Source organism: Mesorhizobium sp. YL-MeA3-2017, from assembly GCF_030814575.1.
GTDB classification, from domain to species: Bacteria; Pseudomonadota; Alphaproteobacteria; order Rhizobiales; family Rhizobiaceae; genus Mesorhizobium; species Mesorhizobium terrae.
In genome coordinates this window covers 4279992-4299784 of record NZ_JAUSVH010000001.1, presented here as the reverse complement: position 1 = coordinate 4299784, position 19793 = coordinate 4279992, and the positions used below count along the sequence as shown (strand labels likewise).

At 63.5% G+C, this 19793-nt stretch carries 19 protein-coding genes; 4 read left to right on the top strand and 15 right to left on the bottom strand.

Features of this window, described 5'->3' with window-relative positions; translation table 11 throughout:
* Positions 1-17: 17 nt before the first annotated feature.
* From QFZ88_RS20255 to QFZ88_RS20240, 4 genes are all read right to left on the bottom strand, one after another.
* Positions 18-1670: an alpha-glucosidase gene (locus QFZ88_RS20255; RefSeq protein ID WP_024927125.1), complete on the bottom strand. Its 1653-nt coding sequence runs from the start codon at positions 1668-1670 to the stop codon at positions 18-20.
* Between the two features lie 23 nt (positions 1671-1693).
* Entirely contained in the window at positions 1694-2848 is a 1155-nt protein-coding gene (locus tag QFZ88_RS20250; RefSeq protein WP_024927126.1) for a carbohydrate ABC transporter permease, read from the bottom strand.
* A gap of 1 nt (position 2849) precedes the next feature.
* On the bottom strand, positions 2850-3863 hold the full coding sequence (locus QFZ88_RS20245) for a carbohydrate ABC transporter permease (RefSeq protein WP_024927127.1): 1014 nt from the start codon (positions 3861-3863) through the stop codon (positions 2850-2852).
* A 162-nt stretch (positions 3864-4025) separates the two neighbouring features.
* A complete protein-coding gene (locus QFZ88_RS20240) occupies positions 4026-5384 on the bottom strand; it encodes an ABC transporter substrate-binding protein (protein WP_024927128.1) in 1359 nt (452 codons plus the stop codon).
* 352 nt (positions 5385-5736) lie between these two features.
* On the opposite strand from QFZ88_RS20240, the gene QFZ88_RS20235 reads away from it, so the two are divergent.
* Entirely contained in the window at positions 5737-6765 is a 1029-nt protein-coding gene (locus QFZ88_RS20235; RefSeq protein ID WP_024927129.1) for a LacI family DNA-binding transcriptional regulator, read from the top strand.
* 15 nt (positions 6766-6780) lie between these two features.
* Here QFZ88_RS20235 and QFZ88_RS20230 read toward each other — a convergent pair whose 3' ends face one another.
* Positions 6781-7359: a glycosyltransferase family 2 protein gene (locus QFZ88_RS20230; protein WP_373426392.1), complete on the bottom strand. Its 579-nt coding sequence runs from the start codon at positions 7357-7359 to the stop codon at positions 6781-6783.
* A gap of 72 nt (positions 7360-7431) precedes the next feature.
* Between QFZ88_RS20230 and QFZ88_RS20225 the strand changes: the two genes are divergently transcribed.
* A complete protein-coding gene (locus tag QFZ88_RS20225; RefSeq protein WP_024927131.1) occupies positions 7432-8586 on the top strand; it encodes a PA0069 family radical SAM protein in 1155 nt (384 codons plus the stop codon).
* Between the two features lie 172 nt (positions 8587-8758).
* The gene (locus tag QFZ88_RS20220; protein ID WP_024927132.1) at positions 8759-9430 is read left to right on the top strand and encodes a ribonuclease HII; all 672 of its coding nucleotides are present in this window, start codon (positions 8759-8761) and stop codon (positions 9428-9430) included.
* A 125-nt stretch (positions 9431-9555) separates the two neighbouring features.
* Here the strand turns inward: QFZ88_RS20220 and QFZ88_RS20215 are convergent, their stop codons facing one another.
* From QFZ88_RS20215 to QFZ88_RS20180, 8 genes are all read right to left on the bottom strand, one after another.
* Positions 9556-10047 carry a F0F1 ATP synthase subunit B gene (locus tag QFZ88_RS20215; protein ID WP_024927133.1) on the bottom strand — a complete coding sequence of 164 codons (492 nt, stop codon included), beginning with the start codon at positions 10045-10047 and terminating at the stop codon, positions 9556-9558.
* A gap of 10 nt (positions 10048-10057) precedes the next feature.
* Positions 10058-10657: a F0F1 ATP synthase subunit B gene (locus tag QFZ88_RS20210; RefSeq protein WP_024927134.1), complete on the bottom strand. Its 600-nt coding sequence runs from the start codon at positions 10655-10657 to the stop codon at positions 10058-10060.
* 73 nt (positions 10658-10730) lie between these two features.
* The gene (locus QFZ88_RS20205) at positions 10731-10955 is read right to left on the bottom strand and encodes a F0F1 ATP synthase subunit C (protein ID WP_024927135.1); all 225 of its coding nucleotides are present in this window, start codon (positions 10953-10955) and stop codon (positions 10731-10733) included.
* Between the two features lie 60 nt (positions 10956-11015).
* Entirely contained in the window at positions 11016-11780 is a 765-nt protein-coding gene (locus tag QFZ88_RS20200; RefSeq protein ID WP_024927136.1) for a F0F1 ATP synthase subunit A, read from the bottom strand.
* Positions 11781-11855: 75 nt separating this feature from the next.
* The gene (locus tag QFZ88_RS20195) at positions 11856-12251 is read right to left on the bottom strand and encodes an AtpZ/AtpI family protein (RefSeq protein ID WP_024927137.1); all 396 of its coding nucleotides are present in this window, start codon (positions 12249-12251) and stop codon (positions 11856-11858) included.
* A 240-nt stretch (positions 12252-12491) separates the two neighbouring features.
* Complete coding sequence (locus QFZ88_RS20190) at positions 12492-13679, bottom strand: cell wall hydrolase (protein ID WP_024927138.1); 1188 nt, start codon at positions 13677-13679, stop codon at positions 12492-12494.
* A gap of 124 nt (positions 13680-13803) precedes the next feature.
* A complete protein-coding gene (gene der / locus QFZ88_RS20185; protein ID WP_024927139.1) occupies positions 13804-15240 on the bottom strand; it encodes a ribosome biogenesis GTPase Der in 1437 nt (478 codons plus the stop codon).
* Between the two features lie 6 nt (positions 15241-15246).
* Positions 15247-15912 carry a tetratricopeptide repeat protein gene (locus QFZ88_RS20180; RefSeq protein ID WP_024927140.1) on the bottom strand — a complete coding sequence of 222 codons (666 nt, stop codon included), beginning with the start codon at positions 15910-15912 and terminating at the stop codon, positions 15247-15249.
* A gap of 253 nt (positions 15913-16165) precedes the next feature.
* Between QFZ88_RS20180 and QFZ88_RS20175 the strand changes: the two genes are divergently transcribed.
* Positions 16166-17167, top strand: a complete 1002-nt coding sequence (locus QFZ88_RS20175; RefSeq protein ID WP_024927141.1) for a polysaccharide deacetylase family protein — start codon at positions 16166-16168, stop codon at positions 17165-17167.
* 21 nt (positions 17168-17188) lie between these two features.
* On the opposite strand, the gene sbmA is transcribed toward QFZ88_RS20175, so the two are convergent.
* Together sbmA and QFZ88_RS20165 are read right to left on the bottom strand one after the other, a co-directional pair.
* Positions 17189-18466, bottom strand: coding sequence for a peptide antibiotic transporter SbmA (gene sbmA / locus QFZ88_RS20170; protein WP_024927142.1), 1278 nt, complete (start codon positions 18464-18466; stop codon positions 17189-17191).
* Positions 18467-18615: 149 nt separating this feature from the next.
* Positions 18616-19782, bottom strand: coding sequence for a YbfB/YjiJ family MFS transporter (locus tag QFZ88_RS20165; RefSeq protein ID WP_024927143.1), 1167 nt, complete (start codon positions 19780-19782; stop codon positions 18616-18618).
* Between the last annotated feature and the right edge of the window lie 11 nt (positions 19783-19793).

Genomic DNA, 19793 nt, shown 5'->3' with positions numbered 1-19793 from the left:
GTTCAGTTCATTTCCACTCAGGCGACACGCCCGAACCACGCACCATAGCCGCCGAGGCGAAGCTTGCCGGTTGTTCCAGACTGCGATGAGAAACCATGTCCCGGCAAAGGTTGCAAGGCGCGTCCAGCGCCAAGGTCGACTTCGGTCGGACGACCGCTCAGATTGAAAGCGCAGACGATGCGTTCATTGCCTTCGCGCCGCGCGAACACCACGGTGTCGCCGTCGCTCGGCATGAACTCGATCTCACCCCTGGCCAGCGCCGGATGGGCGCGGCGGAAGGCGAGAAAACGACGGTAGTGCTGCAGCAGCGAAGCCTCGTCGCTTTCCTGCACATTGACCGCCCTGGAAAGATGTTCGCCCGGCACCGGCAGCCAGGGCCTTGTCTTGGAGAAGCCGCCATTGGCGGCAGCCGCATCCCACACCATGGGCGTGCGGCAACCGTCGCGGCCCTTGAATTCCGGCCAGAAGCGAATGCCGTAGGGATCCTGAAGGTCCTCGAAGGCGAGGTTCGCTTCGCTCAAGCCAAGCTCCTCGCCCTGATAGATGCAGACCGAGCCGCGCAGCGAAAACAGCAGCGCCGAGACCACTTTGAGATAAGAAACCGGATCGGCTTCGCCGGCGGCCCAGCGCGAGGCATGGCGCACCACGTCATGATTGGAGAAGGCCCAGCACGACCAGCCATCGCTGGCGACGCGGCCGAATGCTTCGAGCACGGCGCGCACCTTGGCCGCGCTGATCTTTTCAGGCGCCAGGAAATCGAAGGAATAACACATGTGCACGCGCTTGCCGGCAGCAGTGTAGGCCGCGACCACTTCGAGGCCACGCTGTGAATCGCCCACCTCGCCGACTGCGGCTGCGGCCGGATACTCGTCCAGCAGAGCACGGAAGCGTTCGAGGAAGCCGAGGTTTTCCGGGCGGCTCTTGTCGTAGATGTGGTCCTGGTAGTTGTAAGGGTTCACCGAAGGCGCGGTCTGGTCGTTGCGCTCCTCCGGCGGCAGCGCCGGATTGTTCTCCAGGCCCTGGCTGTGGAAATAGAAATTGATGGTGTCGAGGCGGAAACCGTCGACGCCGCGCTCCAGCCAGAAGCGGGTGGCCTCGAGCAGCGCGTCCTGAACCTCAGCGTTGTGGAAGTTGAGGTCAGGCTGCTCGGCCAGGAAGTTGTGCAGGTAATATTGCTGGCGGCGGGTGTCCCACTGCCAGGCGGAACCGCCGAAGATCGACAGCCAGTTGTTGGGCGGCGTGCCGTCCGGCCGGGCGTCGGCCCACACATACCAGTCGGCCTTGGCATTGGAGCGGCTGGAGCGGCTTTCGACGAACCAGGGATGGATGTCGGCGGTGTGCGACAGCACCTCGTCGATCATGACCTTGAGGCCGAGACGATGCGCCTCGGCCACCAGCGCATCGAAATCCGCAAGCGTTCCGAACATCGGATCGACGTCGCAATAGTCGCTGACGTCGTAGCCGAAATCCTTCATCGGCGACTTGAAGAAAGGCGAGATCCAGATCGCGTCGACGCCCAGCGAGGCAATGTAGCCGAGACGGGAGGTGATGCCCTTGAGATCGCCGATGCCGTCGCCGTCGGTGTCCTGGTAGGAGCGCGGATAGACCTGATAGATCACCGCGCCACGCCACCAGTCGCGATCGACCGCCGGTGCCGGCATCTCGGCCATGCGCTGCACTGCCTGCTTCACCATCAACCTCCTTTGACCGAGCCCGCGAGCAGGCCGCGCACGAAGTAGCGCTGCAGCGAGAAGAACACAAACAATGGCACGATGATGGTCACGAAGGCCGATGTCGTCAGGATTTCCCAATTGCCGCCGCGCGAACCGAGCAAGGCGTTGAGCTTGGCGGTCAGCACGATCTGATCGGCGTCGGTGCCGAGGAACACCATCGCCACCAGAAGGTCGTTCCATACCCACAGGAACTGGAAGATGGCGAAGGAAGCAAGCACCGGGAAGGACAGCGGCAGCACGATCTTGACGAAGATCTCGAAGTCGCTGGCGCCGTCGATGCGGGCCGATTCCATGATCTCGCGCGGCAGGCCGGCGATGTAGCTCCTGAGCAGATAGATGGCGAAGGGCAGGCCGAAGCCGGTATGCGCCAGCCAGATGCCGAGATAGGTCTTCGACGGCACGCCGAAGAACAGGCCGACGCCGTTATAGAGCTTCAACAGCGGGATCAGCGACATCTGCAGCGGCACGACAAGCAGGCCGATGATCACCGCGATCAGCAGCGCACGTCCGGGAAAACGCATCCAGGCCAAGGCGTAGGCGGCGAAGGCCGCGATCAGGATCGGGATGATCGTCGCCGGGATCGTCACCGTCAGCGAATTCAGGAACGAACGGCCGATGCCTTCGGAAAACAGGACGTTGCGATAGTTGTCGGTGGTGAACTTCGGCGGCGCCGAGGCTTCGAAATAGACGCGCTGGCCGCGATCGCCCTCGAAGGCCTTGGGCGAGGACAACAAGTAGGAGCCGTCGGCGTTCACCTGCAGGGTCACGCCGTCGCCGAGATCGGCCGGAGCGCCGGCCTGGTATTTGCCGGGTTCCTGCGAACGGGTGCCGAAGGAAGTGACGGTGCCGGCGTCGCCGGCGGCGAGCAAATTGCCGGTGATGATGTATTTGCCGTCCTTCTGCGCCTGGTCCTTGGCGGTGCCGAGGCGGCCGGCCGATGTCTGGCTGGAGGTCGCGAGCGCCGTCCACCAGCCGGACACGACGATCTGATCCTTGTCGCGCAGCGACGAGATCAGGATGCCGAGCGTCGGCACCGTCCACAGGGCGACGAAAAACAGCACGGCAAGGTGGACGCCGAAGCGGCCGATGAAGGATTTTCCGGATGCGCCGGCCATCTCAGTGCCCTCCCGTTTCCCTGTTGGCCTGCCGGATGTTCCAGACCATGATCGGGATGACCGCGATCATGATGATGATGGCGATGGTGGCGCCACGGCCGAAATCGCCGCCGCCGCGGAACATCCAGTCGAACATCAGGTTGGCGAGCACCTGGCTGTTCCATTGACCGTTGGTCATGGTCAGCACGATGTCGAAGACCTTCAAAACCAGGATGGTGATGGTGGTCCACACCACGGCGATGGTGCCCCATATCTGCGGGATCATGATCTTCCAGAAAATCTGGAACGGGTTGGCGCCGTCGATCACGGCGGCCTCGATGGTTTCTTCGGGAATGCCGCGCAGCGCCGAGGACAGGATGACCATGGCAAAGCCGGTCTGGATCCAGATCAGGATGATCATCAGGAAGAAATTGTTCCAGAACGGCAGCGAGATCCACACTTGCGGGTCGCCGCCCAGGCCGGTGACGATGGAGTTGAGGATGCCGATCTGCGTCTGCCCATCGCCGCGAAATTCGTAGATGAACTTCCAGATGACGCTGGCGCCGACGAAGGAGATGGCAAGCGGCAGGAAGATCAGGCTCTTGGCGATGGTGCCCCACCAGATGCGGTCGGTGAGAACGGCGATGATGAGGCCGAGGAAGGTGCAGGCCGCAGGCACCACGGCCAGCCACAAGATGTTGTTGAGGATAGAGTTGCGGAACTCGCGGTCGCCGAGCGCCCACTGATAGTTGGCCAGCCCGACGAAGGAGGTGCCGCCGCGGTCGAGGAAGGAGAGCCTGAGCGTCTCGATGACCGGGTAGATCAGGTAGATGGTGAGGATGATCATGGCCGGGCCGACGAACAGCCAGGGCCGGACCATGCCTTGCCGACGCAGATTGTTGATGGCAGCCGCGCCGGAGACGCCGCGTGAAGGAAAGATGAGGTCGACGAGCTTGTTGGCGCCCCAGAAATAGGCGACACAGCCGCCGACGCCGATCACTATGACGAGAATGGCCGATAAGATCTGAGCCGCCATGGGTTCCTCCCCTCGCTGCGGATCGATGACTTCGCCAGACCTGGGCAGCGCGATGGACGCCACCCGGGCTGATTGCCGGTTCCCCTTCCCAGGCTCCCCGAGCCCGATCCGGGACCTATTCGCCCGGATCGGCCTGCCCTGGGAGGCCGCACTCCTGGATTTTTACTTGATCGCGTCCCAGCTCTTCTGGATGTCGTTGGCGACCGCCTCCGGCGATTTGCCGCCGACCATGTCGACCATGCCGGTCCAGAAGGAACCGGCACCGATCTTGCCGGGCATCATGTCGGACCCGTCGAAGCGGATGGTGGTCGCCTCGGTCAGGATTTCGCCCTGCTTCTTGAGCGCGGCGCTGCCGTAAGTTTCCTTGTTGGCTTCCTTGAGCGGGGTGACGAAGCTCTTCTGTGCCATCCACAATTCGTGAGCGAGCGGCATCTGCAGGAACTTGATGAATTCGCGCGAGGCCTTGGAATCCTTGGTGATCATCACCAGGGTGCCGGCAACCTCGAGCGGCGTGCCAAGTTCAGGCTTGGATGCATAGGCCGGATAATAGAAGAAATCCGCATCCTGGCCGAGCTTGACGCCCTCCGGGAAGAAGGACGGGATGAACGACGCCTGATGGTGAAGGTAGCACTTCGGCGGCACGGCGAAGAGGCCCTTCGGGCTGTCGCGGAAGTCGGTCGCGGCGACAGCGGCGGCACCGCCGTCGACCATTTTGTCGTCGGTGGCGACCTTGGCGAAAATGCTGAGCGCGTTGACGACGCGCGGGTCGTTGAACTTGATCTCGTTGGAGACCCACTTGTCGTAGACGTCCGGCGTCTGCGTGCGCAGCATGATGTCTTCGACCCAGTCGGTCGCCGGCCAGCCGGTGGCGCCGCCGGAGCCGAGCCCGATGCACCAGGGCTTGTGGCCGTCGGCGATGATCTTCTGCTCGAGCGCGGTCAGTTCTTCCTGGGTCTTGGGGACCTTGTAGCCGGCCTCGTCGAAATTGTCCGGCGAATACCAGACCAGACCCTTCACATCGATCTTGTACGGCAGGGCGTAGAAGCCGGGCTTGCCGTCCTTGTCCTTGAAGGTGCCGAGCGCCGCCCAGGAATCGCCGGCGGCATAATTGTCCTTGACCCATTTGGCGGTGTCGTCACCGAGCGGCGACAACAGGCCCTTGGAGGCGAGATCCTGGATCAGGCCGGGCTGCGGCAGAATGGCGACGTTGGGCGGGCTGCCCGCCTGCGTGTCGATGACGATCTGCTGTTCGTAGTTCTCCGACGAGGAGTATTTGACCTCGGCACCGGTGGCGGCGGCAAAATAATCCAGCACCGAACGGGCCAGGGCCTCGTCCTCGCCGCGCCACGGACCGAAAATGGTCAGCGTCTCGCCCTTCAGGTCGACCTTCTTCAGGTCATCGAAATTGGCCCAGTGAAATTTGGAATCCTCGCCGGGCTTGAACTTCAGTTCGGCTGCCCCGGCGGATGCGGCAAAGGCCAGCGCCACAAGCGCCGTACCCAGCAAAAACGTCTTCTTCATTGCAATCCTCCCAATGGATCGAAATACCGACGGAACCTCCATTCCGCCGCCGACATCACCTCGACTGTGCCCGAGCAAGAAAGGGACTGCAACCTTTCGAAACCGGTACTCAAAGCGCTTTGGCTTCCCGCATCTCGCCATCGAATCCGCGAAGAGTCAAGGGCACGGTTAATAAATCGATTTAAATAGGTGAAAGACATGGTGAAAATCGCGGTGCAGCATTATTTTTTGGCAGTGCAGCAGCAAATTTTCTTCAAACCGGACTTTTTCAAGCTTATGCTGATTTTCCCCGACGATGCCGGCGGCAAAGGCCAGCATCGGATTCGAAGCGCTTTGAAGACCGGAGGCGCCTGTGAACCTCAAGCAGCTGTCGCAGATGCTGCAATTGTCCCAGACCACGGTGAGCCGCGCGCTGAACGGTTATCCCGAGGTCAACGAGGACACGCGCCGGCGCGTCGCCGACGCCGCCAAGCGTCACGGCTACCGGCCAAACCCGTCGGCAAGGAGGCTGGCGACCGGCAAGACCGGCATGATCGGCTATGTCATGCCGACAGGGGCGACGGTTGATATCGACCCGCATTTCGTCGAGTTCCTGTCGGGGCTCGGCGATTTCGCGCGCTCGCATGAACTCGACCTGGTGCTGAGCCCGACGGCTGCCGACGAGGAAGAGACGACCTATCGCCGTATCGTCGCCAACAAGCAGGTCGACGCCGTCTATGTCTCGTCGCCATGCCCGGCCGACAAGCGCCTGACGCTGCTCGACCAGCTGCACATTCCCTACATCGTGCACGGCCGCTCCGAGGGGCTGGACTTTGCCTATCCATTCCTCGACATCGACAATGAAGGCGCCTTCCACGAAGCGGCACGGCTATTGATCCAGTTGGGGCACAACCGCATCGCGCTGGTCAACGGCGAAGACTGGAAGACCTTCGCCATCCATCGCGAGCGCGGGGTGCGCAAGGCGCTGAACGCCGGCGGCCTCGCGCTGCCGGACCATCGGCTGATCTCCAACGCGATGACCGACGAGAACGGCTACCGCGCGACGCGGCGGCTGTTCGAGCAGGACGACAAGCCGACGGCGATCATCTGCTCCAGCCTGTTCATGACGCTCGGCGTCATGCGAGCCCTGCGCGACCTCAATTTAGCGGTTCCCGCCGACGTTTCGGTCATTGCGCATGATGACGTCTTTCCCTGGCTGAAACCGGAGAATTTTTCGGTGCCGCTGACGACGACGCGCTCCTCGATCCGCGCCGCTGGAGCGCGGGTGGCCGAGCGGCTGGTGGCGCGGCTTTCGGAACTGGAAGACGGCGCCCGCGGCGAAGTGTGGCCGGTCGACCTGGTGGTGCGAGGCTCGATCGCCGGGGCACCGCCCGGCGCCTGAGCCGGTGGTATCTACCTACCTGGCGGCGGGCCAGATCTCCGCCGGCAGGGTCGTCGCCCGCGCGGCGCGCGCAATCGCTTCCACCTCGCCTGATGTGCCGGCCAGCGCCGCCGCCTGCTTCCTGGCGATCACCAGCCCATGGGCAAGCGGCGACCGCCGGCCGAACAGGCGCCGCAGCAGCGGCTGGCGCGCGCCGCGCGTCGGCGCGAAACGGGCCGGCGTGGAAAGGCGTCCGATATGATCGGCAACGGTATCCGTCCAGCCTTCGACCAGCCTGGCGCCGGGCTCCAAGAGAAGCAGCCAGTCTCCCTTGGCCACGCCGATGCCGGCCTTGATGCCACCGGTTGCCAGATAGCGGCAGCCGGCGTGCTCGGCCACCTTGGCGGTCTGGTCGGTGGAGCCGAGATCGCAAACGATCACTTCGCGCACCATGCCCTCGACGACGCCACCGACGAGCGAGGCGAGCGTGCGCGCAAGCCCTTCCTCGTCGTTGCGGGTTTCGATCAGCACACTGAGCATCTTTGCCGAATAGCGGAAAGCCGCGCCGCGCGCCAGTTTCGAGTTCGATGACGAAAGTTCTTGATTTGTTCTCATGGAGGCAATAGGAATAATTTCATGAGAACAGCGATTCGACGCCCAGCAGACAGCCCTTGGGAAAGAGCCAAAATGGAACAGGTCGTGCGTGCCGACATTGCCGCCTTCGGCGCCGGACGGGCCGAGATGGCCAATGCGATCATGGAACAGAGCGGTATGCGCGTGCGGCCGGATCGCAATCGCGGCCGTTCCGCTGGCATCAATCCGTCGGGCCGCTTCGAACCGGTGAGCCGTCATGTGTTCGACGATGGCTGGGAATCGCTCGAGGAGTTGCCGCCGTTCAAGACCGAAGTGCAGGTGGAGAAGCCGCGCACCATCATCACGCGCAATGAATCGCCCGATATTTCCTTCGACCGTTCGATCAACCCTTATCGCGGCTGCGAGCACGGTTGCGTCTACTGCTTCGCGCGGCCGACGCATAGTTTCATGGGCCTGTCGGCGGGGCTGGATTTCGAGGCCAAGCTGTTTGCCAAGCCGGATGCGGCGCGGCTGCTGGACAAGGAGCTTTCCAAGGAAGGCTATCAGCCGCGCACCATCGCCATTGGCACCAACACCGACCCCTATCAGCCGATCGAGCGGCAATACCGCATCATGCGCGAGATTCTCGAAGTGCTGGAGGCGCGCGGCCATCCGGTCGGCATCGTCACCAAATCGGCGCTGGTGACCCGCGACATCGACATCCTGTCGCGCATGGCCGAACGCGGGCTGGCCAAGGTGGCGCTGTCGGTGACGACGATGGACCGCATGCTGGCCCGCACCATGGAGCCGCGCGCATCGACGCCGACCAAAAGGCTGGAGGCGATCCAGCAGCTTACGGATGCCGGCATCCCGACCTCGGTGATGGTGGCCCCGATCATTCCCGGCCTTACCGATCCGGAGGTCGAGCGCATTCTCGATTCCGCCCGCGCCGCCGGTGCCCGCGAGGCGGGTTACGTGGTGCTGCGGCTGCCTTTGGAAGTCAGCCCGATCTTCAAGGACTGGCTGCTGCGCCACTACCCCGACCGCTACCGGCACGTCATGTCGCTGATCCGGTCGATGCGCGACGGCAAGGACTACGATTCGGAATGGGGCAAACGCATGAAGGGTGCGGGTCCTTATGCCTGGCAGATCGGCCGCCGCTTCGAGATCGCCGCCAAGCGGCTCGGTCTCAACGTCGAGCGCAGGCAACTGAGGACCGACCTGTTCACGCCGGCCACAAGGCCCTTCGAGCAGCTGATGCTGCTGTAGACCGGCGGGCAGGATCGCCCTGCCCCATCGGGCGCCGGCACCATCTCCGGCACTCGACACAAGATCCCGTCCGGCCCTGACCCCGGCCGTCAGACGGTACCCTCCGGCCCGCCGCCCCAGCCGGCCGGGAGGGCTTGCGGAGAATCGGGACCGATGCGAGTTTCGCCGCATTATGGCTCGCGCGCGTTCCGATTCTCCGCTTCTGTTTGAAATCCTCGAGCGGCCGGATTTCTCCATCGAGAGGAAGGCCATCGCCGAAGGGCTGTGGCCGGTGGCCGGCATGGACGAAGCCGGGCGCGGGCCGCTGGCCGGCCCGGTGGTGGCCGCCGCCGTCGTGCTCGATCCCGACAACATCCCCGACGGTCTCGACGATTCCAAACGGCTGACGCTTGCCCAGCGCGAAGCCGTGTTCGAGACGATCCTGGCCAGGGCCCAGGCCGTTTCCATGGCCTCGATCTCGGCGGAAGGCATCGACGACACCAACATCCTGCGCGCCAGCCTGGAGGCTATGCGGCGGGCGCTGTGCGGCCTTTCGCTCGAGCCCAAGCTGGCACTGGCCGACGGCCGCGACGTGCCGCCCGGCCTGCCCTGCGCGGGACGCGCGCTGGTCAAGGGCGACCAGCGCTCGCAGTCGATCGCGGCGGCCTCGATCGTCGCCAAGGTGATGCGTGATCGCATGATGACCGGCTGTGGCCAGTGCCATATCCACTACGGGTTCGAGGTGCATATGGGTTACGCCACCGCCCGCCACCGCTCGGCCATCGCCTCGCACGGACCGCTGCATCGCCTGCATCGCGTGTCCTTCGCGCCGTTCCGCAAGGACAGTGTCGCCTCCGAAGACTAGAACACCGCGCCTCGTTCCGGACGCTCGAGGGACGCCCCGGCATTCTGTTCCGGGCGTGATCCCCCAAACGAAAAAAGCCGCCAGGTTTCCCCGGCGGCTTTCTCAAATCAAACGAAACGCTGCGCTCAGTTGAGCTTGGACTTCACGTCCTGCACGGAGGCCTTGAACAGGTCGGCCGCGGCCTTGGCGTCGACCTTGGAAGCAAGCACGCTGCGGGCGGCCTCGACCGCCAGGTCGACGGCGCTGGCACGAACCTCGGCGATTGCCTCGCGCTCGGCCTGACCGATCTTCTGCTCGGCGACGACGGTGCGGCGCGCGACATAATCCTCGGTCTTCTTGTGCGCTTCCTCGGCAAGGGCCTTGGCTTCGCGCTTGGCGGCCTCGACGATGTCGGCGGCTTCCTTCTCGGCATCCTTGCGCTTCTTCTGGTATTCGACCAGCAGCGCCTGCGCTTCTTCACGCAGCTTGCGGGCTTCATCCAGCTCCGAGCGGATCTTGTCGGCGCGGGCATCGAGCGACTTCGACATCGCGCCCGGCACCTTCAGGTAGATCATCAAGGCGATCAGGATAAAGAGCGCTACCGTCGCCCAGACTGTCGCGAGAGATGTGGCGTCCATAGCGGTCTCCTCAGCGCGCGGCTTTGACGGCAGCGGCCACTTCGCCCTTGTCGGCTTTGCCGACCAGGCTTTCCAGAATGGCGGTGGCGGTCGTTTCAGCGACGGCACCGACATCCTTCATGGCGCTGGCCTTGATCGTGGCGATGCGCGCCTCGGCCTCGACAAGCTTCTTCTCAAGGCCTGCCTCGACATCCTTGCGGGCAGCGTCGGCTTCGGCCTTGGCTTCGTCGCGGGCCTTCTGGCCGATCGAGTTGGCGTTGATCTTGGCCTCGGCCAATTCCTGCTCGTAAGCGGCGACCGCGGTATCCGCCTCGCCCTTCAGCTTGGCTGCCTGGTCAAGGTCCTGCGCGATCCGGTTGGAACGCACGTCGAGAATGGAGGCGATGCGCGGCATCGCCACCTTCTTCAGGAACAGGTAGAACAGGCCGAAAGTGATCGCCAGCCAGACGAGCTGAGAAGAGAAGGTCGCCGGGTCGAAGGGCGGGAAAACGGCTTTACCATGGCCGCCTTCGGCCGGCACGGCGGTGCCAGCAGTCGTCTGCCCCTGCGCGGCGTGGTCGCCGGTAGCAGCAGGCACGGCGTCTTCAGCATAGGCTGATGTCACGAACATCGCGTGCTTCCTGTCATTCTGGCCTTGTCGCGCAGCCGCCCACCATCACGCGGGCGGCTGGCGTAAAGCGGGATCAGCCGAACAGCGCCAGCAGAGCGATGAGCAGCGAGAAGATGCCCAGAGCTTCCGTCACGGCGAAGCCGAAAATCAGGCGGCCGAACTGGCCGTCGGCTGCCGACGGGTTGCGCAGGGCGCCCGCCAGGTAGTTGCCGAAGATGTTGCCGACGCCGATGCCCGCGCCGCCCATGCCAAGGCAAGCGATACCAGCACCGATGTACCTAGCTGCTTCTGCGTCCATTTCACTTAACTCCTTGATGAATCTAAAATGCTTCGGTTGGCCGGCTTGCGCCGGGTAGATTTAGTGTCCGCCGGGGTGAACCGCGTCGTTGAGATACATGCAGGTCAGCATGGCGAAGACATAGGCCTGCAGGGCGGCGACCAGCACTTCCAGCGCCGTAATGGCAACCGCCATGATCAGCGGCAGGATAGCGCCGGCGATGCCGATGGCGCCGAGCGAGCTCAGCGACACGACGAAGCCTGCAAAGACTTTCAGCGTGATGTGGCCGGCCAGCATGTTGGCGAAAAGACGAACCGAGAGGCTGACGGGACGCGACAGGAACGAGATGACCTCGATGAGCACGACCAGCGGCAGCAGATAGACCGGGACGCCGCTCGGCACGAACAGCTTCAGGAAGCCGAAACCGTTCTTGTAGAAGCCGTAGATCACGACCGTGCCGATGACCAGCGCGGCCAGCGCGAAAGTGACGATGATGTGCGCGGTGACGGTGAAGAAATAGGGGAACAGACCGAGGAGGTTCGCCGTCAGCACGAACATGAACAGCGAGAACACCAACGGGAAGAACTTCATGGCGTGCGAGCCGGCGGAATCGCGCAGCATCGAAGCGACGAATTCGTAGGACATTTCGCCAACCGACTGCAGGCGCGACGGAACGAGCGCGCGGCCAGAGGTGGAGAAATAGAGGAATGCCGACGCCAGAACCACGGTCGCGACCATGAACAGCGCGGAATTGGTGAAGGAGATGTCATAACCGCCGATCTCGAGCGGAATGAGCTTGTTGATATGGAACTGATGGATCGGATCGACCTTGTCAGCAGCTGCCACTTTCTAAACCCTCTCCAAAACCGCGAATACGGCTTCTTGCATCTTGTCCCTGACGCCGCCAACGGGCGCCGGATCTCATTCTTTCGGCTCAGGCGGCTTGCCGCCACGCTGGTCCAGCTCCGCGACCGCGCCAACCGAGCGCAGCACGTTCAATATGCCGGCTACGAAGCCCAGCAGCAAGAAGACGATCAGCCCCCAGGGCGATGTGCCCACCAGACGATCGATCGTCCAGCCGATCACCACACCGACAACGATGCCGGCAATGAACTCGCTGGACAACTTGAAAGCCTGGCCATACCCGCTGGCACGTCCGGCTCCCTCAGCCTCTTTCCCCTGGCTCCGGTCCGGGCGCCTTGTCGCAAGAACTGCTCCAAGCTCGCGCCGGCGGCGCTCAAGATCGTCGTCGTGGAAGCCCGGCGTACCTTTGCCGCTTGTCCGTCCGGTTCCGTCTGGCCCGTTCTTGTCGGCCATCGCAACCTCCCTGCCCGGCCAAAACGTCGCCGTTCGCCCGCTTCCAAGTCGCGGGCAACATAGTTAGAGGCCCTTCCCCCGTCAAGCCGAGGGGGAAGCTTTGTCGGCAAGTATTTTTGCCTTATAAATCAATAACTTGAATAAGTGCGACATCGTGCCCGGTGTGGAGCGTGGCGTCAACGGAGAGAATCTCCGCTCTCCGCCCGCCTTCGCGGCGCGTCCGGTGCGTATATCGCCGGCTCAGCTCCAGCCGCCACCATAGGTGCGATAGAAGATGTGCAGACCGATCCTGGTCATCTTCTTCATCGCCCGCGCCCAGCCCGGATTCACATAGGCGGCGTAATAATGGGTCGAGGAGCCGACCTCGGGGATGAAGATCTTGCCGGCGGTGACAGCCATGCCCACGTCCTGCGCGATCTTGTAGCGCGCCGGATCTTCGATGCGCTTGCGGCGACCGTCGCAGGCGAAGGAGAACTGGCAGCGGTTCAGCCAGTCGTCGTTCTGGTAGACGACGCCGCAGATGGAATTGGGATAGGCAGGATTGCGGACGCGGTTGAGGATGACCTGGGCGACGGCTGCCTGGCCACGCAACGATTCGCCCCGCGCCTCGAAATAGATGCCGTTGGCCAGGCATTTCTGTTCCGGCTTGGAGAAGACCGAGGCCGGCAGCGGGTTCTTCATCCAGGCATGATCGCCTTTCGACATCGGCGGGATGAAGCGGCCGCCGCCGGGCTTTTCGTCCTGCAGCAGCGATTCGAACGGAGACGCCTTGGCGTAGTCGGGCGCGGAAGGCGCATAGGCAGTGGCCAGGATGTCGGCGCTGTCATTGTTGACGAGGCTGGCCAGCATGGTCGGCACGCCGGTGTCCGGCTTCTTGTCCTCGCGCAGGTGGAAGGCCGCCGCGATCTGCACTTCCTTGCCCTTGATGTCGGGCTTGGCGAAACCGAGTTTCAGGCCGCTGTCCATGCTTGGGCGTAGCAGCGAGGAGGTGCGCTGGAAGATGGAGCCGGCGGAGAAATTCTTCGGCGGCGCCACCGGTACGATCTTGACGATGCGGTCCTTCTTGCCGGCGCGGGAAACCCTGACCTCGTCCGAGGTCTCGCCGGTCTTGGCCACCCTGCCGCTCAGCGCGACGGTGCCGACGCCAGGCAAGCGCACACCCGAACCGGCGAGCGAGCCGGTGACCGCGTCCTTGTCGACAAAGGGCAGTTCGGCGGCGTGAATCGAGCCGGCAGCCGACTTCTGCACATAGGCGTTCCAGCGGACGGTTGAGGATTCGAGGCCGGAGACCAGACTGGTCATGTCCTGATAGGCGACCGCGGTCGGGAAGCCGATCCAGATGCCAAGACCAACGGCGAGCGGCGAGAGCAAGGAGCGTTTTTGACCACCGGCGGCGGCCACGAGCCGCTTTACGAGACGTCGATGCACTGAACTCTCCAGGACGCTACGGAACCCCATTCTGAAGGGTCACAATGCGGCATTAACCTTGATGGTCGGTTAACGGCATTAACCTTGACGGGAGGTTAACGGCAGCGAGGCTGGTAGCGGTGGCTCAGCTCTTCTTCTTGGCCCGGCCGGCAAAAGGATTGTCGGAGGTGCGCAGCGCCATGCGGATCGGCACGCCCGGCATGTCGAAGGCATCGCGCAAGCTGTTCACCAGATAGCGAACATAGGACTGCGGCATGGCGTCGGGCCGCGAGCACGAGACGACGAAACCCGGCGGACGGGTCTTGGCCTGGGTGACATATTTGATCTTCAACCGGCGACCGGCGACGGCGGGCGGCGGGTGATGCGCCAGAATGCCTTCCAGCCAGCGGTTCAGCTTGCCGGTGGAGACGCGGCTGTTCCAGACCCTGTGCGTCCTGACAATGGCGTCCATCAATTTGTCGAGGCCGCGGCCGGTTTCGGCCGACACGGTGACGGCCTGGATGCCGCGCACCTGGGGCAACAGCCGCGCGGTCTTTTCGCGCAGGTCCGCCAGAACCTCCTGCGGGTGATCGATCAGGTCCCACTTGTTGAAGGCGATGACTGGCGCCCTGCCCTCGCGGACGATGAGGTCGACGATCTGGAGATCCTGTTTTTCGAACGGGATGGTGGCATCGAAGACGATGACGACCACTTCGGCGAAGCGCATGGCGCGCAAGCCGTCGGCGACCGACAGCTTCTCCAGCTTTTCCTGGACCTTGGCCTTGCGGCGCATGCCGGCGGTGTCGAACAGCTTGATGCGCCGGCCGCGCCAGTCCCAGTCGACGGAGATCGAATCGCGGGTGATGCCGGCTTCCGGCCCGGTCAGCAGACGCTCTTCGCCGATCAGCGCGTTGATCAGCGTCGACTTGCCCGCATTGGGCCGACCGACCACGGCGATGCGCAGCGGCTTAGCCTCGTCATAGGCCGGGATTTCCTCGGCGTCCGGATCGGCGATGTCCTCGCCGATCAGCACCTCGGAGGCGGCTATCTCTTCGTCGGCGTCGTCTTCTTCGCCGAACACACGTTTCTCGCCGAGCGCCTCGATGACGGCATCGCGCAGATCCGGCATGCCCTGGCCGTGCTCGGCCGAAACAGGCACGGGTTCGCCGAGGCCCAGTTCCCAGGCCTCCAGCATGCCGCCTTGCGCGCCGCGCGCCTCGGCCTTGTTGGCGACCAGAACCACCGGCTTGCCGGACCGGCGCACGACTTCGGCGAAGGTGCGGTCGTCCGGCATCAAGCCGGCCTTGGCGTCCATCAGGAAGAAAATGAGATCGGCTTCCTCGATGGCGATCTCGGTCTGCAGGCGCATGCGGCCAGGCAGCGACCCAGCCGGCGCGTCTTCGAAGCCGGCCGTGTCGATCACATCGAAAAAGATGTCGTAGAGTTTGGCGGGATGAACGCGGCGGTCGCGGGTGACGCCGGGGGTATCGTCGACAAGAGCCAGCTTGCGACCGGCCAAGCGGTTGAAAAGCGTGGATTTGCCGACGTTAGGCCGGCCGATGATGGCGACTTTGAAGCTCATTGCCCATCACGACGCGTTGCCGGTGCCGCGGATCAGCTCGGCCATCAGCGTGGCGCGATCGCGCACATTGCGCGGCGCGCCTTCGTCGGCGGCGATCTGGTCGAACAGCTTTAAAGCGTCCTGCGACTTGCCTTCCTTCCAGGCGGCCAGTCCGAGCGCCTCGCGTGCTGTATGACGCAGCGCGCTGGTGTCGGCGGTCAATGCCTCGACGCGGCTGGAGACATCGGCGAAAGAGCCGTGGTCGATCAGGATGAGGCCGGCGCGAAGCCGCGCCATGTCACGGATCGAAGCCGGGATCGCGCTGTCGGCGGCGACCTCGTCGAAATCCTTCACGGCGCCGGCGAAATCGCCCTTGTCGGCCTTGACGGTGGCGGCGCGCATGCGCGCCAGTAGCGGATAAGCGCCGTAACCGTCCTTCTCGAGCGCGGCCAAGGCGGCCAGCGCATCGTCCTGCTTGCCGTCATTGGCGAGTTTCAGCGCCTGCGAGAACGCGTCACCCGAACGGTTGGCACGCGAGGTGTCCCAATAACGGTAGCCGACGAAGGCGGCGGTGCCGAGCACGATCAGCACGGCGGCCGCGATCAGCATGGGGCCGTAACGATCCCACAGCGCCCGGGCGCGGTCGCCACGGATCTCTTCATTGACTTCGCGGATAAAACTGTCGTCGGACATCGATCAAACCGTTGCCGCCCAGTCCAAGCGGACCGAGCCTAAAGATGAGCCCCGCCTTGTAGCGAAATTTTGTCGGCATGGAAGGGGGGAGCCGGAAAATCGGCGGGACGGCGCGTTCGCGCACTGGCTTTGGCGACCTATCGGCGCCACATTTGAAGGCTAGCGCGAAGTCCAGTCGCGGTTGCCCGACTGCGGCGTATGGCCTATCTGGCGCCTGTCTGGCCCTGTGAAATCCCGTTTCGATTGTCCGAGAATGTTCCGTTCGTTCCGCGTGCTTGCGTATTCCAGCCTGGCTTTTGCCACGACGACGGCGGCCCTCGCGGACCCGCCGCGGTCGCCCGTGCCGGCCAAGCCGAAGCAGATCGTCATCATCTCCTTCGACAATGCGCGCGACATCGCGCAATGGAAACGCAGCCGCGCGCTGGCGGCGCGCACCGGTGCGCATTTCAGCTATTTCCTGTCCTGCGTCTTCCTTTTGTCGAAGGACACCCGCAAGGACTATGTCACGCCGACCAAGGGCAGCGGCAAGTCGAATATCGGTTTCGCCGCCTCGAAGGACGAGGTGGCCGAGCGGCTGGAACAGATCAACCTGGCGGTCGCCGAGGGCCACGATCTCGGCAGCCATGCCTGCGGCCATTTCGACGGCAAGGACTGGAGCAAGGCCGACTGGCAGGCGGAACTGGCGGCATCGCGGCGCATCCTGGAAAACGCCTATGCGATCAACGGCATCTCGCCCGAGCCGGCCGGCTGGCGCGACCTTGCCAAAGCAGTGACCGGTTTCCGCGCCCCGTATCTGTCGACCGGCAAGGGCCTCTACCAGGCGCTGCCGGAAGCCGGCTTCGCCTATGACGCCAGCGGCGTCTCGCAAGGCCCCGCCGTGCCAACCACGGCCGGCGGCCTGACGCGTTTCTCGCTCCCGCTCATTCCCGAGGGGCCGAAACGGCGGCCGGTGATCGCGATGGACTACAATCTGTTCGTGCGTCATTCCGGCGGCTTCGAGCGGCCGAGCCAGGCCAAGGAATTCGAGGAGCGCACCTATGACGCGTTCCGCGCCGCCTTCGACAAACAATATGCCGGCGAGCGCGTGCCGCTCGAGCTTGGCTTCCACTTCACGCTGATGAACGACGGCACCTACTGGAACGCGCTGGAGCGTTTCGCCGGCGAGGTTTGCGTGAAATCGGACGTCGAGTGCATCAGCTACCGCGACTATCTGGGCAGAGGCAAACCCACCAAGCCCGCCGCCGTGGGCGGCTGAGCCGCCCACCACACGCGCCGGTCAGTGCACCGGCTGGTCCTTGGGCTCCATGCCGGCCTGCTGGCGATCGAGATAATGCTGGTCGATATCCGGCAGCGGTTCGCCTTCCAGCGTCGCCTCGAAGGCGCGCAGGCGCTTATGAATCGACTGCAGCTCGACGATGGTCGACCAAGAATTCAGCAGGAACTGCAGCGAGTTGGCCACTCGGTCAAAGGCGTTCGAAATCTGACTGAATATGCCAAACGTAATCTTACCTGCCACCAACGAAGGTCCCAAGATCAAAAGAGAATAAATGCCATCGGCTTGCAGATAGGTATAACGCACCACATTGAAATAGATGTAGTGGCCATAGAGCCGGAAGTAGTTGCGGCGGACGTTGTTGAACAATTCCTTGGTGGTCAGCGGCTGCGCCCTGTCGGCATGATCCTCGCCATAGACAAGTTCCTTGCGGTAGGCGGCTTCGACACGCTGATTGCGAAACTGCAAGCCGGGCAGCTTAACACCGGCCAGCATCACCACAATGGTACCGAAGAAACACCAGACCAACGCTGCAACAACGAGCGGATGAGCAATGACTCCGACGATCGGCAACTCGGTGATGTGAACCTGCAGCTGGATCAGGACCGGCAGGAACGCAATAAGCGTCATGATCGATCTTACGAAAGTTGCGCCCAAATCCTCCATGATCTGGCAAAAGCGCATCGTGTCTTCTTGAATACGCTGCGAGGCGCCCTCGATATGACGCAGCTTGTCCCAGTTCGCCATGAAATAGTCGTTCATGGCCGTGCGCCAGCGGAAGATCCAATGTTGAACGACAAAGGCGTTGACCACCTGCACGTTCATGCCGAGTAGCGCCAACCAAGCAAAACTGGCGACCCCCCAATAAAATTCGGTGCTGGTCGATTTCCTGGTTCCTGACATAAGGCCTTGCACGTAGTCGTAGAACGGCCCGTACCAGTTATTAACTGCCACGCTGACTTGCACAGTAAAATAGATCAAGAACAAGACAACAGAAGCGACAATAATAGACCAATTTTGCCAAGGGTGCGGAGAGAACCATGCCCAAAATGCATAGAATATCAGTACGCTTGCCGTGTAATAAATATAGAACCAAAGGAACGGGTTCGACCAAAATACGCTAATGCCAATGTTCGGTGGGGCTGCCGGATCAGCCGGTCCGAGACCGAAGACGGAACCGAACTGTTGACCACCGAAGAACCACAGCAGAACGAGGAAGAGACTCCACGCCGCCGCCGAAAGGAAGAACAGCTTCGGCTTCGGGAAGAAGGATACGAACACGGCGGCGAATTCCTTGCTGGCGCGGCATATGCGCGCCGCTGTTGCGATTCGCCTGCATCAAGTCACAGTTTTTGCGGCAAAGGAATGGTGACTGATCCGGCTGCCGAATTACTTTTTCGTCACGTTGCGGCGGCGGCTTCTTCTTGGCCTTACCGCCTGGCGTGTCTGCCGGCCGACCAGACGATCGCTGAGGAGACGACAAGAACGACCGCAGCCGCGATCGACGGCACGAAGAAGCTGCCGCCGGCGCGTTCGGCGAGCGCGCCGGCGACCAGCGGGCCGATGAGCTGACCGAGGCCGAAGGCGGTGGTCATCAGCGCGAAAGCACGCCGCGGCGCCTGCGGTGCCAGCACCCGGCCGGCCTGCAGGCCGAGCGCCGTGATGGCGATGAAGGTGAAGCCGAGGAAGAAACCGCCGAGCAGCGGCCCGAGCGGCGCGCTCATGGCGACACTGGCGGTGACGCCGGCAGCCTCGACCAGGCAGGCCACGGCATAAGCGACATAAAGACCGCTGCGTTGGGCAACCTTCTGCCAGAGCCAGACCGACGGCACCCCGGCGATGCCGGTGACCATCCACACCATCGCCTCGAAGAGCCGGCTGCCACCGCCCTGGCGCACGATGGCGACCAGGAAGGTGGCGGTGATGATGTAGCCGAAACCGAACAGGCCGTAGCCGACGATGACCTTGATGAGCGGCGCGTTCCACGGCAAGGCGGGCTCGCGGGCGGAGGAAACGCTTGCCGCCGGGCCGCGATCGATCATCAGCGCTACGACGGCGAAACCCGCCGCCGACAGCGCCGCCGACCACAGCCAGCCCGCCTGCCAGCCGGCATGAGCCGAAACCAGGATCGCCATCATCAGCGACGAGGCGGCGATGCCGAGGCCGACACCGCCGAAATGCAGCGCCTGCAAGCCGTTGCGGCCGGTAACCGCGAGATGGCTGAAGACGATCGAGGCCAGGAAGACGATGACGAAAGCGCTGGCGACGCCGGCCAGGAAGCGCACCACGAGAAAGACCCAGATGGCGTCGGTGAGGCCCATGAGCCCGGCAAGGACCGCGCTGGCGCCCAAAGCGCCCAGCATGAGCGCCCGCTCGCGACCATGCGCCCAGCCGCCGGCGGCGGCAAAGGCGCCAAACAGATAGCCGAGATAATTGGCCGAGGCGATCAGGCCGGCATCGCCGGGGGAAAGGTGAAGCGCCTCCATCATGCCGGGCAGGATCGGCGTATAGACGAAGCGGCCGATGCCCATGGCGACGGCCATCGCGATCATGCCGGCGAAGGCAAACCGCAGCGGCGATGGCGAGGTCGTGTTCATTGCAGCGCACA

What these genes read in the sequence shown, in the direction of transcription:
- QFZ88_RS20240 (WP_024927128.1), bottom strand. Translation starts at nt 5,384, where the DNA reads ATGAAGAAGACGTTTTTGCTGGGTACGGCGCTTGTGGCGCTGGCCTTT.
- QFZ88_RS20245 (WP_024927127.1), bottom strand. Translation starts at nt 3,863, where the DNA reads ATGGCGGCTCAGATCTTATCGGCCATTCTCGTCATAGTGATCGGCGTC.
- QFZ88_RS20205 (WP_024927135.1), bottom strand. Translation starts at nt 10,955, where the DNA reads ATGGACGCAGAAGCAGCTAGGTACATCGGTGCTGGTATCGCTTGCCTT.
- QFZ88_RS20195 (WP_024927137.1), bottom strand. Translation starts at nt 12,251, where the DNA reads ATGGCCGACAAGAACGGGCCAGACGGAACCGGACGGACAAGCGGCAAA.
- QFZ88_RS20230 (WP_373426392.1), bottom strand. Translation starts at nt 7,359, where the DNA reads ATGAGAACAAATCAAGAACTTTCGTCATCGAACTCGAAACTGGCGCGC.
- QFZ88_RS20210 (WP_024927134.1), bottom strand. Translation starts at nt 10,657, where the DNA reads ATGTTCGTGACATCAGCCTATGCTGAAGACGCCGTGCCTGCTGCTACC.
- QFZ88_RS20165 (WP_024927143.1), bottom strand. Translation starts at nt 19,782, where the DNA reads ATGAACACGACCTCGCCATCGCCGCTGCGGTTTGCCTTCGCCGGCATG.
- QFZ88_RS20225 (WP_024927131.1), top strand. Translation starts at nt 7,432, where the DNA reads ATGGAACAGGTCGTGCGTGCCGACATTGCCGCCTTCGGCGCCGGACGG.
- QFZ88_RS20175 (WP_024927141.1), top strand. Translation starts at nt 16,166, where the DNA reads ATGTTCCGTTCGTTCCGCGTGCTTGCGTATTCCAGCCTGGCTTTTGCC.
- der (WP_024927139.1), bottom strand. Translation starts at nt 15,240, where the DNA reads ATGAGCTTCAAAGTCGCCATCATCGGCCGGCCTAACGTCGGCAAATCC.
- QFZ88_RS20220 (WP_024927132.1), top strand. Translation starts at nt 8,759, where the DNA reads ATGGCTCGCGCGCGTTCCGATTCTCCGCTTCTGTTTGAAATCCTCGAG.
- QFZ88_RS20255 (WP_024927125.1), bottom strand. Translation starts at nt 1,670, where the DNA reads ATGGCCGAGATGCCGGCACCGGCGGTCGATCGCGACTGGTGGCGTGGC.
- QFZ88_RS20250 (WP_024927126.1), bottom strand. Translation starts at nt 2,848, where the DNA reads ATGGCCGGCGCATCCGGAAAATCCTTCATCGGCCGCTTCGGCGTCCAC.
- QFZ88_RS20215 (WP_024927133.1), bottom strand. Translation starts at nt 10,047, where the DNA reads ATGGACGCCACATCTCTCGCGACAGTCTGGGCGACGGTAGCGCTCTTT.
- QFZ88_RS20180 (WP_024927140.1), bottom strand. Translation starts at nt 15,912, where the DNA reads ATGTCCGACGACAGTTTTATCCGCGAAGTCAATGAAGAGATCCGTGGC.